Origin of the sequence: Cereibacter changlensis JA139 (genome assembly GCF_003034985.1) — a bacterium.
GTDB lineage: Bacteria > Pseudomonadota > Alphaproteobacteria > Rhodobacterales > Rhodobacteraceae > Cereibacter > Cereibacter changlensis.
On record NZ_PZKG01000101.1, the window covers coordinates 1 to 14,336 of the forward strand.

A 14,336-nucleotide genomic window follows, 5' to 3' on the forward strand; every position below is an offset into this window, starting at 1 on the left:
GCCTGGGCGTGACGCTCGCCGACGACGGGCGGATCGTCACCCATGACCACCAGCGCACCTCGGTCGAGGGGGTCTATGCCGCGGGCGACGTGGTGACCGGGCTGAACCAGATCGCGGTCGCCATGGCGCAGGGCGAGATCGCCGCCACCGCGATCCACAACGCCCTGCGCCAGGCCGAGGGGCGCTGCCTGCCGGCCTAGCCGTCCTGCCCCGCATCGCGGGCCAGCGCCAGCCGACCCGCCTCCAGCGCGGCGCGCAGCGTGGCGGCGATCACCTGCTCGGGGCCGCCGTCGAAGCGGTGCTCCACCGCCTCGGCCCCGCTGCCGCGGCAGGCGGTGGCGATGCAGACCCAGCCCGCCGGCTTGCCCTGATCGTCGTCCGGCCCGGCGACGCCGGTGATTGCGATGGCGAGCCAGGCCTCGGGCGCCGCCGCCAGCGCCCCGGTCGCCATGCGTCGCGCCACCTCGGGATCATAGACCGTCCGCTCGTCGATCAGCGCCTCGGGCAGGCCCAGCGCCGCAATCTTCATCCCCGGGCTGTAGGTGACGAAACTGCCCGACAGCGCGTCGGAACAGGCCGGCACCTGGGCTACGCAGGCGGCCAAGAGGCCCGCGGTGCAGGATTCCGCCGTCACCAGCTTCTGCCCCCGCGCCTCCAGCGCCCGCACCAGGTGGTTGGCCATGGCCTGCAGCTCGCCAGAGAAAGACAGCATCGCCGCTTCGGTCTTCAGCACCGCCGGCCGGAACAGCCGCGCGTCGAGCGCGGCCAGCGGGCCGTAGCGGTCGGTCCTGGGATGGTCCAGTCGGATCGGGTTCGCCCGCTTGTGCCAGGTGGCGGCGAGCCGGGCCAGCACGGTGCCCAGCACCAGCTGCGCGTGGCGGTCCTCGTCCATCCCCAGCACGAAGGCGAGGTGCTGGGTGGACAGGTCGGGCTCGTCGCGCAGGATCGCCATCAGCGCGAAGATCAGGATGTCCCATTCGAGATAGGTCGCGCCGATCTGCGCCTCGTCGCCGCCGCCGATGCCGAGCCCGTCGGTCGGCATCGCCCGCCAGGTCCGCTCCGGCACGCCGGAGGCCCGCGCCATCCACGGCACCTCCCAGCTCTTCAACAGCGACTGCACCGGGGCGAGGTCGCCCACATCGCCATGCAGGGTCCAGAAGCCCGCGCCGAGTTCCGAGAAATTGTCGGTGCTGGCAACCAGCCCGCCGAAGCGGTGCGCCTGATCGTAGAGCGTCATCATCCGCAGCCGCGCCCGCAGGTTGCCGCGCCGGGTGCGATGCGCCGCGTCATCGGCTGAACCGATCCTCCCGTCGAGGCTGGCGAGGCTGGCGATCCCCGCCTCATAGGGCGCGGAAAGATCGAGATGCAGATGCTCCAGCCCCAGCGCCGCGCAGGCCTCGACGCCGCGCTCTGTCTCGATGGGGTCCTGCTCGATCGGCAGGGTCAGGCCGATGACCCGCCATCCCGCCGCCTTCAGCAGCGCCGCGGTCAGCGCCGAGTCGACGCCGCCCGACATGCCGAGCACCGCGGTGTCGATCCCCGCCTGGGTGCGGTAGTCGGCCAGGTCGCGGACCAGCTTCTGCCGCACCGCCTCCAGCTCGCGGCCGGGAAGGAACAGGTCCTGGGCCAGCTGCTCCTCCAGCCGCGCCTCGAACCAGGGCGACAGCGCCCCGGTCGGCTGGCGGGCGAGGTCGAGGATCTCGGTCTTCAGCGCCGCCGCGGTCTCCGCCCCGGGACTCATCGCCGGTCCAAGGTCTTGATGTGCTCCTCGTGCTGTTGCAGCACCGGCAGCGTCTTTACGGCGAAGTCCTTTAGCGCGCCCTCGGGGCCGTCGGCGGCGAAGGCAGTGAACAGGGCGACGGATTCCTCATGGGCGTCGACCTGGGCGGTGACATAGGCGCTGCGGAAATTCTCGCCGGTGCTGGCGGTCTTCAGGCTGTCGAGCGTGGCGGTGTGGCGGTCGTCGATCTCGGCCGGGATGATGACCCCATCCGCCGCGGCGGCGATGTTCAACTGCTCCTGCGCTTCGTTGTGGTCGCGGACCATGGCCTGGGCGAAATCCACCAGCGGCTGATCGGTCTCGAGCCCGGCCCGCTCCAGCGCCTGCAGGGCGAGGCTGCTCGACTCGATCTCGAAGGCGTTGGAGGAGGCGGCGCGCTCCGCGAAGAGCTGCGGCTCCGTCGAGGTCGCGGGCGGGGTCTGGGCCTGCAGAGCGCCGCCGGCGAGAAGGGCGGCGAGGCCGAGGGCGGTGAGGGCGGGGAATGATTTCATGGGACTATCTTCCTGATGGCGCCCGGCCGCCGGCGCGGCGGGCCGGGCGAAGGCCGCGCCCGCCCGGAAGGCGGACCCGGTTCTTGGCAGAGCCGGCGAGGAGAAAGGCCCGCCGGAAAGCGGCGTCAGCCGAAGGCCGGCGCCTGGCTCAGACGTCGGCCCGCTGGCCGGCGGCCTTCCGCGCCACGTATTGCTCGGTCACCGCCGGCAGGTTGTCGTGGATCCAGGCGGCCATCCGCCGCTCCTCCTCGAGGTTCTGCTCCAAAAGCGGAATCGTCGAGCTGGCGCCGCTGAGCCGGGCGGAGGTGATCAGCGAGGTGTAGGCCGCGATCTCGAAATTCTCGAAGGCGAAATTGGCCAGCGAGTTCTTCAGGATCTCGTCCGGCGCCGTGCTGTGGGTCAGCGCCGCCATGGTGCCGCTGAAGGAAAGCATCGTGTCCTTCAGCCCCGAGGCGCTCTCGTTGAGGCCGGCGAGGATCTCGTCGAGCCGGGCGATCTGGCCCTCGGTCTCGCGGATGTGCCGATCGAGCATCGCCGCCACCTCCTGGTAATGCTCCAGCCGGTTCAGCTGCGGCTGCATGATCGACAGGGCCTGGTTCTCCATCGCATGGGCGTTCTTCAGCCCGGCGACATAGACGTCATGGGCGGTGCCTGGATTTTCCATGGGGTAGCCTTTCATCTGGACGTTCCGGAGGAGCGAACAGAGGACTTGCCCGGATGTTCCCGCCCCGCGCGATGACGGGGCGGCAGCCCGCCGCGCCGCCCGTCCGGGGGCCGGCCTCACTCCGCGATGCAGATCTCGCGGCGCCAGATGCCGAGGCCGGTGCGCAGGACCAGCCCCGCCACCACCAGCAGCAAGAGGCCCAGCAGCCCCGCCCCGATCAGCCGGTGCGGCGCGGAGCCGGCGGCCGCGGCATAGGCGAAGCTGGCGATGGTCAGCGCCGCCAGCGGGAAGGACAGCGCCCACCAGGACAGGGCGAAGGGCATCCGGGTGAACTTCGCCGCCTGCGAGGCGACGATCAGCGCGAAGACATAGGCGATGCTCAGCAGGATATGGCCGAAAGCCCCCACCTCGCCGGTCAGCCGCAGCCAGGCCAGGAAGGACACGGCGGGCGGGGCGACGAGGATCATCAGCGTCGGGACCATCTTGCCCGGCAGCGGCTCGTGGAACATCAGCCGGTTCATCACCAGCGTCAGCAGCACGATCCAGAAGATCAGCCCGCCGGAGAAGAACAGCCAGGACAGCTCCGGATGGCCGAGCCGCATCCCCGCCAGCGGCACGATGACATTGCCCACCGCCGGGATGAACCAGGCCGGCGTCAGCTAACCCTGCTGGAAGCTGCGATGCCCGATCCAGGCTCCGATGACCGCCAGGGCAAGCAGGCCCTGCAGCGCCGTCCCCGCGCTCCAGACCAGCCGCGCCGCCTCCGGCTGCTCCTCCAGCAGCGCGACCGACAGCAGCAGCAGCGAGATGGAGATCGCCGGAAAGAAGGCGATCCGCACCGGGAGGCGCCACTCCGCCGCCACCGCCGCCGGATGCAGCAGCGCCTTGGCGAGATAGCCCAGCGCCACCAGCCCCAGCAGCGCCAGCGAGACCAGCAGCGCCGCCCGCGACGCCTCCGGCCCGAGGGCGAAGGCGGCCTCACCGGCCCGCAGCGCCAGGGTCAGACCCATCATCCCCATGCCGATGGCGAAGAAGGTGACCGGGAAATGCGCGAGCCGCGCCTCCGCCGCCACGTCCGCCTGCGCCCGTGCCATCATTTGCCCGCCCTGCATGCCGTTCTCCTCCCCCACGCGCCGCGCCGATGCCGCAAGCCTATCTCCACCCTGCCCCGCCGTCTGTGACCCCGTCACACTGGGTCCATCTGCCGGGTGCGTCATGCTGCGCTCTGCCGTCACCGCTCCCCTCCCGCACGGACCCCGTCGCACCTGGACCTCTGGCGCGCTGGCTCCGCAGCCGCGGCGGTGCCACTGCACGGTGCCCCTCCCCCGCCCCCGTATTGCGAATGGTTCTCAATATCATTGACATTGCGAATAATTCTCATATCTTCAAAGCCAAGGATTGTTCTGGACGAGGTTCCGATGCCGCTGACACGACGTGCCCTGCTTGCCCTGATGTCCGCCGCTGCCCTGCCCCTCCCCCTGCGGGCGGCGGAGGGGCCGACCGTCGTCGCCACCACCGGGATGATCGCCGACGCCGCGCGGATCGTCGGCGGCGGCGCGGTGCGGGCGCTGATGGGTCCGGGGATGGACCCGCACGGCTACCGCCAGACCCGCAGCGACATCGTCGCCATGGCCCGGGCCGATCTGGTGCTGTGGCACGGGCTCTATCTCGAAGCGCAGATGGAGGATTTCTTCGCCGATCTCGCCCGTCAGCGCCGGGTGGTGGCGGTGGCCGAGGCGCTGCCGAAGGCGCTGCTGCGCGGCAATCCGGATTACCCCGACCGCTTCGATCCGCATGTCTGGATGGCGCCCGAGCTCTGGTCGCTGGTGGTGACCGAGATCGCCCGCGCGCTGAGCGACCTCGCGCCCGAGCGCGCCGCCGATCACGCGACCCGGGCCGAAAGCTATCAGGGCGAGATCGCATCGCTGCAGGCCTATGCGCAGGAGGTGCTGGCCACCGTGCCGCCCGAGGCGCGGGTGCTGGTCACCGCGCATGACGCCTTCGGCTATTTCGGCGCGGCCTACGGCTTCGAGGTGCAGGGCATCCAGGGGCTCTCCACCGAAAGCGAGGCCGGGCTGGCGCGGATCGGCCAGCTCGTCGACATGCTGGTGGAGCGCCGGGTGCAGGCGGTCTTCGTCGAAAGCTCGGTCTCGGACCGCTCCATGCGGGCGCTGATCGAGGGGGCGGCGGCGAAGGGCCATGAGGTGCAGATCGGCGGGCAGCTCTATTCCGACGCGATGGGCGCGGACGGCAGCTATGAAGGCACCTATCTCGGGATGATCGACCATAACGTGACGCTGATCGCCGGGGCCTTGGGTGGCCGGGCGCCGGAACGTGGGCGGCTGGGCAAGCTGATGGTGCAGGCATGATCATGTCGGGCCCCCCGCGTCCCGACGCGTTGAGCCTGCGCGGGCTTTCCGTACATTACGGCGTCCTGCCGGTGCTGGAGCAGGTGGAGGCGCATTTCGCCCCCGGGCGGATGACCGCGATCATCGGGCCGAACGGGGCGGGGAAATCGACGCTCCTGAAGGCGGCGCTCGGCCTCGTGCCTGTGGCGGCGGGCGAGGTGCGCTTCTTCGGCCAGCCGCTCGCCGCGGCGCGGGCGCGCATCGCCTATGTGCCGCAGCGCGCCTCGGTCGATTGGGATTTCCCGGTGCGCGCTGTCGATGTGGTGCAGATGGGCCTCTATCGCAGCCTCGGGCTGCTGGGCCGACGCACGGCCGCGCACAGGGCGAAGGCGATGGAGTGCCTGGAGCGGGTGGGCATGCAGGATTACGCGCTGCGCCAGATCGGCGCGCTGTCGGGCGGGCAGCAGCAGCGGGTGTTCCTCGCCCGGGCGCTGGCGCAGGGGGCGGAGCTCTTCCTGCTCGACGAGCCTTTCGCCGGGGTCGATGCGGCGACAGAGAGCGCCATCGTCTCGGTGCTGCAGGGCCTGCGCGACGGCGGCGCGACGGTGGTCGCGGTGCATCACGACCTCTCCACCGTGCCCGCCTATTTCGACCGGGTGCTGCTGTTGAACCGCACGGCCATCGCCGAAGGTCCGGTGGCCACCGCCTTCACCCGTGAGGCGCTGGGCCGGACCTATGGCGGCACGCTGCCGATGGACCCGGAGCTCGCGGCACAATGATGCTCGAGGCGCTGCTCTTGCGGGCCGGACCGAACGCCACGCTGGTGACGCTGGCTGCGTTGACGCTGGGCTTTGCCGCCGGAGTCGTCGGCGCGTTCCTCTTCCTGAGGAAGCGCGCGCTGGTGTCGGATGCCATCGCCCATGCCACGCTGCCGGGCGTCGGCCTCGCCTTTCTGGCGATGGTGGCGCTGGGCGGCGACGGCCGGCTGCTCGCGGGGCTGCTGCTCGGCGCCGGGCTCTCGGCGCTGCTCGGGCTCGGGGCGCTGCAACTGCTGACGCGCCACACCCGCCTGCCGGAGGATGCGGCGATCGGCGCGGTGTTGTCGGTGTTCTATGGCCTCGGCATCGTGATCCTGACGCTGATCCAGGGGCTGAACACCGGGCATCAGGCGGGGCTGGAGAGCTTCCTGCTCGGCTCCACCGCCGGGATGCTGCGGGCCGACGCGCTGCTGATCGCGGGCGGCGGCGCGGTGGCGCTGGCGCTCGTTGGGCTGATGCGGCGGCCGCTGACCATGGTGGCCTTCGATCCGGGCTACGCCACGGTGATGGGGCTCCGGCCCCGGCTCTACGATCTGGCGCTGATGGTGCTGACGCTGGGCGTGGTGCTGATCGGGCTGCGCGTGGTCGGGCTGATCCTGATCGTGGCGCTGCTAATCACGCCTGCGGTGGCGGCGCGGATGTGGACCGACCGGGTGGGGGTGATGGCGCTGGTCGCGGGCGCGATCGGCGGGGCGGCGGGCTATCTCGGCGCCGCGGTCTCGGCGGCGGTGCCGGGGGTACCGACCGGGCCGGTGATCGTGGTGCTGGCCTTCGCGGGCTTCGTCCTTTCGGCGCTCTTCGCGCCGCGCCGCGGACTGGTCGTGCGGCTGCTGCAGACGCGGGCCTTGCGCCGCAGGATGAGGGCCGCGTGATGGAAGCCGATTTCGTCATCCTCTCGCTGACGCCGATTCTGATCGGCTGCTTCGCCGCCATGGCCTGCGCCCTGCCCGGCAACTTCCTGATGCTGCGGCGGCAGGCGATGCTCGGCGATGCGATCAGCCATGTCGTGCTGCCGGGGATCGTGGTGGCCTTCCTCTTCACCGGCAGCGCCTCGACCTGGGCGATGATGCTGGGCGCCGGGGCGGCGGCGATGGTCTCGGTGCTGCTGATCGAGGGCATCCGCCGGTTGGCCGGGGTGGAGCCGGGCGCGGCGATGGGCGTCACCTTCACCACGATGTTCGCGCTGGGCGTGCTGCTCTTGGAGGGATCCGGCGCGGGGGCGGTGCATCTGGATGTGGAACATGCGCTCTACGGCAATCTCGAGAGCCTGATCTGGCTCGATGCGACGGGCTGGGAGTCGCTGGTCGATCCGGTGGCGCTGGCGGGCTTGCCGCCGGAGCTTGGGCGGATGGCCGCGGTCTTCGCGCTCATCGCCATCGCCGGTTTCATCTTCTGGCGGCCCCTCGAGCTCGCCACCTTCGACGAGGGCTTCGCCCGGGCGCTTGGTCTGCCGGTGCAGGCGATCTCGCTGGGGCTGGTGGCGGCGGCGGCGATGGCCTGCGTTGCGGCCTTCACCGCGGTGGGCTCGATCCTCACCATCGCCATGCTGATCTGCCCGCCCGCCGCGGCGCGGCTGCTGACCGACCGGCTGCCGCTGCAGGTGGCGCTGAGCCTCGGCCTCGCCCTCCTGTCGGCGGTGGGCGGCTATGTGCTGGCGGGCTACGGGCCGATGTGGTTCGGCCTGCCCAACTCGCTTTCGGCGGCGGGGATGATCGCCACGCTCTCGGGCCTCTGTCTGGCGCTGGCCGCCGCCTTCGGCCCGCATCGCCGGGCGGCCTGACCCTTCCCTCTGGCTGCCCACCGTCCTATAAGTCGCGCGGATCACGAGGAGCCCGCGATGCGCAAGGCCGACATCACCCGCAAGACCGCCGAGACCGACGTGACGCTGAGCGTCGATCTGGATGGCACCGGCGCCTATGACATTCAGACCGGCGTCGGTTTCTTCGACCACATGATGGACCAGCTCTCGCGCCATTCGCTGATCGACATGACGCTGCGCGCCAAGGGCGATCTGCATGTCGACGACCACCACACGGTCGAGGACAGCGGCATCGCGCTGGGTCAGGCGCTGACCAGGGCGCTTGGCGACAAGCGCGGCATCCGCCGCTACGGCGCCTGCCATCTGGCGATGGACGATGCGCAGGTGCGCTGCGCGCTCGACCTCTCGGGGCGGCCCTACCTCGTGTGGAACGTGGCCTTCCCCAGCGCCAAGATCGGCAGCTTCGACACCGAGCTGGTGCGCGAGTTCTTCCAGGCCCTCTCGACCCATGGCGGCATCACCCTGCATGTCGACATGATCCACGGGATCAACAGCCACCACATCGCCGAGGCCGCCTTCAAGGCCGTCGCCCGCGCCCTGCGCGAGGCGGTGGAGCCCGATCCGCGCCGCGCCGATGCCATCCCCTCGACCAAGGGCATGCTCTGATGCTGACGGTTCTCGTCGACTACGACAGCGGCAACCTGCACTCCGCCGAGAAGGCCTTCCAGCGCATGGCGGCAGAGGTCGGCGGCGGCACGGTGCTGGTGTCGGACAGGCCCGAGGATGTCGCCCGCGCCGACCGGATCGTGCTGCCGGGCGATGGCGCCTTTCCGGCCTGCCGCCGGGCGCTCGGCGCCTATGGCGGGCTGTCGGAGGCGATCGAGGAGGCCGTGACCACCCGGGCGCGGCCCTTCCTCGGCATCTGCGTCGGCATGCAGATGATGGCGACGCGCGGGCTGGAATATGAAGAAACGGCGGGCTTCGGCTGGATCGGCGGCGAGGTGGAGCGCATCGCCCCCGCCGATCCCCTGCTGAAGGTGCCGCATATGGGCTGGAACGATCTGGTGATCGACCATGCCCATCCGGTGCTGGAGGGGATCGAAACCGGCGATCACGCCTATTTCGTCCACTCCTACCATTTCCGCGTCGCCAATCCCGCCGAGCGTCTGGCCCATGCCGACTATGGCAGCGAGATCACCGCGATCATCGGGCGCGACACGATGGTGGGCACCCAGTTCCACCCGGAGAAAAGTCAGGCGACCGGCCTGAGGCTGATCGCCAACTTCCTCCGCTGGAAGCCCTAGCGCAGGAAGTCGCGCAGGTCCTCGAACAGCCGGTCGGCATGGGTGGCCGTGAGCCCGTGCGGCGCACCCTCGTATTCGACGAGCCTCGCGTTGGGGATCAGCCGCGCCGCCTCACGCGCGGTGGCCTCGATCGGCACGGTCTCGTCCTTCGTGCCATGGATCACAAGCGTCGGCACGCCGAAGGCCGCGCAATCGGGGCGGAAGTCGGTCTTGCCGAAGGCATCGACGCAATCGAGCGTCGCCTTGGGCGAGGCCTGCATCGCCATCATCAGGGACCAGTGCAGCACTCCGTCACTGACCCCGCTCAGAAGGCCGTTGCCGTAGAAGGTCTTGAAGAAGCTGCCGAGGAACTCCGGCCGGTCCTTGCGCAGGCCGTCCTTGATGCCCTCGAGCACCTTCAGCGGCGCGCCCACCTCGCGGTCGCCCTGCTGCACCATCGGCACCACCGAGGAGATCAGCGCGGCGCGGGTGATGCCCTTGCCGCCATGCCGCGACATGTAGCGCGCGACCTCGCCGCCGCCCATCGAGAAGCCGACCAGCGCCACGTCGTCGAGCCCGAGCGCGGTGATGACCGCGGCCAGATCGTCGGCCATCGTGTCGTAGTCGTAGCCGGTGAAGGGCTGGTCCGACCGCCCGAAGCCGCGCCGGTCATAGGCGATGACGCGGAAGCCCGCCTCGGCCAGCCGCACCGACTGGTATTCCCAGCTGTCGCCGCTGAGCGGCCAGCCATGGATCAGGACGACGGGTCGCCCCTGCCCCCAGTCGCGGCCGTGGAGTTTCGTGCCATCCTCGGCGGTGACATGGGTCATCGGTGATCTCCTGAAGTTGCCAGCTGTCAACCGGGCCGCCCGCCCGGGAGTTCCGTCACGGATGCGTAGACCGGGGTCGGGTAGGGCGGCCCGCTCTTGGCAAGCCCCCCGCTGCATGCGAAACACCGCCAAACCCCAGCGAGGAGAGCGCCATGATCCTGTATCCCGCCATCGACCTGAAGGACGGCCAATGCGTCCGCCTGCTGCGCGGCGAGATGGAAGCGGCGACGGTGTTCGGGGACGATCCGGCGGCGCAGGCGGCGAAGTTCCAGGCGGCGGGCTGCGAATGGCTGCATCTGGTCGATCTGAACGGCGCCTTCGCCGGCCAGCCGGTGAATGCCGAAGCGGTCGAGGCGATCCTTTCCCGGGTCACGGTGCCGGTGCAGCTCGGCGGCGGCATCCGTGATCTCTGGACCATCGAGGGCTGGCTGGAAAAGGGTCTCGCCCGGGTGATCCTCGGGACCGTGGCGGTGGAGGAGCCCGATCTGGTGCGGCAGGCGGCGCGGGCCTTTCCCGGGCAGGTCGCGGTGGGGATCGACGCGCGCAAGGGCCGCGTCGCCACCCGCGGCTGGGCCGAGGAGACCGAGGTGATGGTCACCGATCTCGCCCGCTCCTTCGAGGACGCCGGGGTGGCCGCGATCATCTACACCGACATCGACCGCGACGGCGCGATGGGCGGGCCCAACATCGAGGCGACCGAGGCGCTGGCCCGTGCGGTCTCGATCCCGGTGATCGCCTCCGGCGGGGTCTCCTCGATGGCCGACCTCACCGCGCTGCGCGATACCGGCGTGATCGCCGGCGCGATCTCGGGCCGGGCGCTCTACGACGGGGCGATCGATCTGGCCGAGGCGCTCGCCGCCCTGAAAGCCTGAATTTTCTGTCCGCAAATATCCGCAGGGGTGAGCCGCGCAGCGGCGGAGGGGGCGGCACGCCCCTTCCCTCCCCGCACCCCGCGCGCTACCACGGGGCAAAGGAGCCCGGCCATGCTGAAGACCCGCATCATTCCCTGTCTCGACGTGGCCGATGGCCGGGTGGTCAAGGGCGTCAATTTCATCGACCTGCGCGACGCGGGCGACCCGGTGGAGGCGGCCCGCGCCTATGACGCGGCTGGGGCGGACGAGCTCTGCTTTCTCGACATCCATGCGACGCACGAGAATCGCGGCACGATGTACGATCTCGTCACCCGCACCGCCGAGCAATGCTTCATGCCGCTGACGGTGGGCGGCGGGGTGCGCACGCCCGAGGACGTACGGGCGCTGCTTCTGGCCGGCGCCGACAAGGTCTCGTTCAACTCGGCCGCCGTCGCCAACCCCGATGTGGTGGCCGAGGCCGCCGACCGCTTCGGCAGCCAGTGTATCGTCGTCGCCATCGACGCCAAGACCGTGAGCCCCGGCAAATGGGAGATCTTCACCCATGGCGGGCGCAAGCCGACCGGCATGGATGCGGTGGACTTCGCGCGACTGGTGGCCTCGAAAGGCGCGGGCGAGATCCTGCTGACCTCGATGGACCGCGACGGCACCCGGGCCGGGTTCAACCTGCCGCTCACCCGCGCCATCTCCGACGCGGTGTCGATCCCGGTGATCGCCTCGGGCGGCGTCGGCACGCTCGACCATCTGGTTGAAGGCGTCACCGAAGGCGGCGCTTCGGCGGTGCTGGCGGCGTCGATCTTCCACTTCGGCGAATTCACCATCGCCGAGGCCAAGGCGCACATGGCCGCGGCCGGCATCGCCGTGAGGCTGCCATGAGCGCGCTGGAGCGGCTGGCGGCCACGGTCGAGGCGCGCCGGGGAGCCGACCCGGAAAGCTCTTGGACGGCGAAGCTTCTGGCCAACGGGCCGGAGAAATGCGCCGAGAAGTTCGGGGAAGAAGCCGTCGAGGCGATCATCGAGGCGGTGAAGGGCGACCGGGCGAAGCTGACCGCGGAAGCGGCGGATGTGCTCTATCACCTGCTCGTCATGCTCGCCGCGCGCGACGTGACGCTGGCCGAGGTGCTCATGGAGCTGGAGCGCCGCGAGGGCACCTCGGGGATTGCCGAGAAAGCCGCCCGGGGGTGAGGGGCCGGGAGAGCCGCGCAGGCTCCCCCGATCTGACGCTCAGAGCCCCAGCCGCGGAATCTCGATCGCCGGGCAGCGGTCCTGCACCACCTGAACGCCCTTGGCTTCGGCCATCGTCGCCGCCGCATCGCTGGTGACGCCGAGCTGCATCCACACCACCTTCAGCCCCGGCAGCGCCGCAAGCGCCGCCTCCACCACCTCGGGCACCGCTTCGGAGCGGCGGAAGATGTCGACCATCTCCACCCCCTCCCCGGCCAGCGCCGCGAGATCCGGCGCGACCGTCTCGCCCAGGGCCTTCTCGCCCGCATGGCCCGGGTTCACCGGGATCACCCGATAGCCGCGGTCCTTGAGATAGGCCGCGACGCGGCGGCTCGGCCGGGCCGGGTTGGGCGACCAGCCGACCACGGCGATGGTGCGGGTCTCGGTCAGGATCTGGCTGATCTCGGCATCGGTCATGGGAGCCTCCGGGCAGAAAAAAGCGCCCGAACCAACGAAGGCCGGGCGCCAGTGGCGGAACGAGGGACAGTGAAGGTAGAACGGGGGTTCCGGCCCCGCTCTTCCTGTAACATGGGGGACACAGAGGCAAAGAAAAGCCTCGCTCGCGATTCTGTGAAGATCAGCGAGTCGCCGTGGCGTAGAGCGCCACCGCCGCCGCCGTGGAGACGTTCAGTGAGCCGAAGCCCCCGGAGGCCGGAATCCGCACCAGCCGGTCGCAGGTGTCGCGTGTCTTGTCGCGCAGCCCCGGCCCCTCGGCGCCCATCACCAGCCCGATGGGGCGCGATCCCGCCTCGGCCAGCGCCTGGCCCAGCGTCACCTCGGCCTCGCCGTCCAGCCCCAGCAGGATGTAGCCCATCGCCTTCAGCTCCTCCATCGCGTCGGCGAGGTTCACCACCCGCAGATATGGCTGCCGCTCCAGCGCGCCGGAGGCGGTCTTGGCCAGCGCCCCGGTCTCCGGCGCCGAATGCCGCTGCGGCGCGATCACCGCCCGCGCGCCGAACACCTCGGCCGAGCGCAACACCGCGCCCACGTTGTGCGGATCGGTCACCCGGTCCAGCAGCACCAAGAGCGGCGCGCCCTCGCCCGAGGCGGCGATATCCTGCAGCGAGCCCCAGTTCAGCGGCTTCACCTCGAGCGCCGCGCCCTGATGCACCGAGCCCTCGTCGATCGGCACGTCGAACTTGCGCGGATCGACGATCTCCGGCTCCAGCCCGCCGGCGGCGATCGCGTCGGCCAGCTTGTCGGCGGCGTTCTTGGTCAGCACGAGCCGCAGCTTCTGCCGCGCCGGGTTGACCAGCGCGTCGCGCACGGCATGCAGCCCGAACAGCCAGACCGTCTCGTTGGCGGAGGTGCGCTTCATGCGCTCCTTGTCGATCACCCAGGCCGGTTTGGTGCTGCGCGTGGTCATCCTGGTCTCCCTTTTGAGGGCGGCAGAATGATCCGACCGCCGGTGCTGCGCAAGCGGAAAGCCCCTCTGCACGACAGCCTACGATTCCGCCTTGACCCTCCCTTTGGCCTCCGCTAATCAGCCGCCCAGTGGGCGACGTGCTGCAAGGTGCGGCAGCGGACTGTAACTCCGCCGAGGCGACTCGTGCCTGGTTCGATTCCAGGGTCGCCCACCAATTCCAAAAACTGCACGGCGCAATCCGGGACAAACAGTTCCGTCCTGCTGCTATCGTTGCAGATGAAGATCAATGACTTCCGGATCGAGGCGGTCAGCGTGGTCTCGGCAGCAGAACGCTGCCCCGGCCCCGCAAGCGAGGTGGCGGCAAGAGTTGCCATGGGTTGGCCTTTCGGTGGGGGGTGGAAGGAACTGGCGGCCGCCATTGACGTCATGAGGTGGAGGCCATAAATGCCCGGCGCTGGCAGAAGGAGATCCATGCGCAGAGGCTCAGCGTGAACCGCAACCGGCGGTATTGCCTCGGCCCCCTCAGGGAGCCGAACCTCTTTGCATTCTCTTCTGCGGAGTTCCCATGAAGAACCAGACTGTGGTGATCCGGCCCTTCGATGCGGCGACGGACATCGAAAACTGTCGGCCATCTGGCTCGACGCCTCTCGACGTGCTCACCCGTTCATGGGCGAGCAACGCCTTCTCCAGCAGCGCAAGCTGATCGAGGAGGAATACCTGCCCATGGCCGAGACCTGGGTGGCCTGCCGCGCCGGCGAGGCCCTGGGCTTCATCAGCCTGCTCGACAGCTTCATCGGCGGGATCTTCATAAGCCCCGACCAGCAGGGCCAAGGGATCGGCCGGAGGCTGATCGCCCATGCCCTGTCGCTGAAGGGCGAGCTCTCGCTCGAGGTCTACACCCGAAA

General features: G+C 70.2%; 16 protein-coding genes, 1 tRNA gene and 2 pseudogenes. 12 read left to right on the forward strand and 7 right to left on the reverse strand.

The window, feature by feature from the left end:
* Nucleotides 1-200, forward strand: a 200-nt coding sequence (locus C5F48_RS17115; RefSeq protein WP_181247718.1) for an FAD-dependent oxidoreductase, incomplete at its 5' end; no start/stop codon positions are given.
* Here C5F48_RS17115 and nadE read toward each other — a convergent pair.
* The 4 genes and pseudogenes from nadE to C5F48_RS17135 all read right to left on the reverse strand — a co-directional run bounded on the left by nadE (nt 197) and on the right by C5F48_RS17135 (nt 4,152).
* Nucleotides 197-1,741 carry an NAD(+) synthase gene (nadE, locus tag C5F48_RS17120; protein ID WP_107665078.1) on the reverse strand — a complete coding sequence of 515 codons (1,545 nt, stop codon included), beginning with the start codon at nt 1,739-1,741 and terminating at the stop codon, nt 197-199. The two genes, C5F48_RS17115 and nadE, sit on opposite strands and share 4 nt — an antisense overlap.
* Entirely contained in the window at nt 1,738-2,271 is a 534-nt protein-coding gene (locus C5F48_RS17125; protein WP_107665079.1) for a DUF4142 domain-containing protein, read from the reverse strand. Before C5F48_RS17125 ends, nadE begins: the two co-directional genes overlap by 4 nt.
* 148 nt (nt 2,272-2,419) lie before the next feature.
* Nucleotides 2,420-2,950 (reverse strand): ferritin-like domain-containing protein, encoded by a 531-nt coding sequence (locus C5F48_RS17130; RefSeq protein WP_245941417.1) that lies wholly within the window; start codon nt 2,948-2,950, stop codon nt 2,420-2,422.
* 101 nt (nt 2,951-3,051) lie between these two features.
* Nucleotides 3,052-4,152 (reverse strand): annotated as a pseudogene (locus C5F48_RS17135) (SLAC1 anion channel family protein).
* 201 nt (nt 4,153-4,353) lie between these two features.
* Here C5F48_RS17135 and C5F48_RS17140 point away from each other — a divergent pair.
* The 6 genes from C5F48_RS17140 to hisH are packed head-to-tail and all read left to right on the forward strand — an operon-like array spanning nt 4,354 to nt 9,164.
* On the forward strand, nt 4,354-5,304 hold the full coding sequence (locus C5F48_RS17140; protein WP_107665080.1) for a metal ABC transporter solute-binding protein, Zn/Mn family: 951 nt from the start codon (nt 4,354-4,356) through the stop codon (nt 5,302-5,304).
* 2 nt (nt 5,305-5,306) lie between these two features.
* The gene (locus C5F48_RS17145) at nt 5,307-6,062 is read left to right on the forward strand and encodes a metal ABC transporter ATP-binding protein (protein ID WP_170139640.1); all 756 of its coding nucleotides are present in this window, start codon (nt 5,307-5,309) and stop codon (nt 6,060-6,062) included.
* The gene (locus C5F48_RS17150) at nt 6,059-6,973 is read left to right on the forward strand and encodes a metal ABC transporter permease (RefSeq protein ID WP_107665082.1); all 915 of its coding nucleotides are present in this window, start codon (nt 6,059-6,061) and stop codon (nt 6,971-6,973) included. The genes C5F48_RS17145 and C5F48_RS17150 overlap by 4 nt, the downstream gene beginning before the upstream one ends.
* Entirely contained in the window at nt 6,973-7,881 is a 909-nt protein-coding gene (locus C5F48_RS17155) for a metal ABC transporter permease (protein ID WP_107665083.1), read from the forward strand. The genes C5F48_RS17150 and C5F48_RS17155 overlap by 1 nt, the downstream gene beginning before the upstream one ends.
* A 57-nt stretch (nt 7,882-7,938) precedes the next feature.
* Nucleotides 7,939-8,526, forward strand: coding sequence for an imidazoleglycerol-phosphate dehydratase HisB (hisB, locus tag C5F48_RS17160; RefSeq protein ID WP_107665084.1), 588 nt, complete (start codon nt 7,939-7,941; stop codon nt 8,524-8,526).
* Complete coding sequence (hisH, locus tag C5F48_RS17165) at nt 8,526-9,164, forward strand: imidazole glycerol phosphate synthase subunit HisH (protein ID WP_107665085.1); 639 nt, start codon at nt 8,526-8,528, stop codon at nt 9,162-9,164. Before hisB ends, hisH begins: the two co-directional genes overlap by 1 nt.
* Here the strand turns inward: hisH and C5F48_RS17170 are convergent.
* A complete protein-coding gene (locus C5F48_RS17170) occupies nt 9,161-9,973 on the reverse strand; it encodes an alpha/beta fold hydrolase (RefSeq protein WP_107665086.1) in 813 nt (270 codons plus the stop codon). The two genes, hisH and C5F48_RS17170, sit on opposite strands and share 4 nt — an antisense overlap.
* Before the next feature lie 152 nt (nt 9,974-10,125).
* Between C5F48_RS17170 and hisA the strand changes: the two genes are divergently transcribed.
* From hisA to C5F48_RS17185, 3 genes are all read left to right on the forward strand, one after another.
* Nucleotides 10,126-10,845 carry a 1-(5-phosphoribosyl)-5-[(5-phosphoribosylamino)methylideneamino]imidazole-4-carboxamide isomerase gene (gene hisA, locus C5F48_RS17175; protein ID WP_107665087.1) on the forward strand — a complete coding sequence of 240 codons (720 nt, stop codon included), beginning with the start codon at nt 10,126-10,128 and terminating at the stop codon, nt 10,843-10,845.
* A 111-nt stretch (nt 10,846-10,956) separates the two neighbouring features.
* Entirely contained in the window at nt 10,957-11,718 is a 762-nt protein-coding gene (gene hisF / locus C5F48_RS17180) for an imidazole glycerol phosphate synthase subunit HisF (protein WP_107665088.1), read from the forward strand.
* Nucleotides 11,715-12,026, forward strand: a complete 312-nt coding sequence (locus tag C5F48_RS17185; RefSeq protein WP_107665089.1) for a phosphoribosyl-ATP diphosphatase — start codon at nt 11,715-11,717, stop codon at nt 12,024-12,026. Before hisF ends, C5F48_RS17185 begins: the two co-directional genes overlap by 4 nt.
* A 39-nt stretch (nt 12,027-12,065) precedes the next feature.
* Here C5F48_RS17185 and C5F48_RS17190 read toward each other — a convergent pair whose 3' ends face one another.
* Nucleotides 12,066-12,482: a CoA-binding protein gene (locus tag C5F48_RS17190; RefSeq protein ID WP_107665090.1), complete on the reverse strand. Its 417-nt coding sequence runs from the start codon at nt 12,480-12,482 to the stop codon at nt 12,066-12,068.
* Nucleotides 12,483-12,642: 160 nt separating this feature from the next.
* Nucleotides 12,643-13,431, reverse strand: a complete 789-nt coding sequence (gene rlmB, locus C5F48_RS17195; RefSeq protein ID WP_107665091.1) for a 23S rRNA (guanosine(2251)-2'-O)-methyltransferase RlmB — start codon at nt 13,429-13,431, stop codon at nt 12,643-12,645.
* Between the two features lie 130 nt (nt 13,432-13,561).
* Here rlmB and C5F48_RS17200 point away from each other — a divergent pair.
* Nucleotides 13,562-13,645 (forward strand) — tRNA-Tyr (locus C5F48_RS17200).
* Between the two features lie 351 nt (nt 13,646-13,996).
* Nucleotides 13,997-14,336: pseudogene (locus C5F48_RS17205) on the forward strand (GNAT family N-acetyltransferase); the annotation flags it as partial.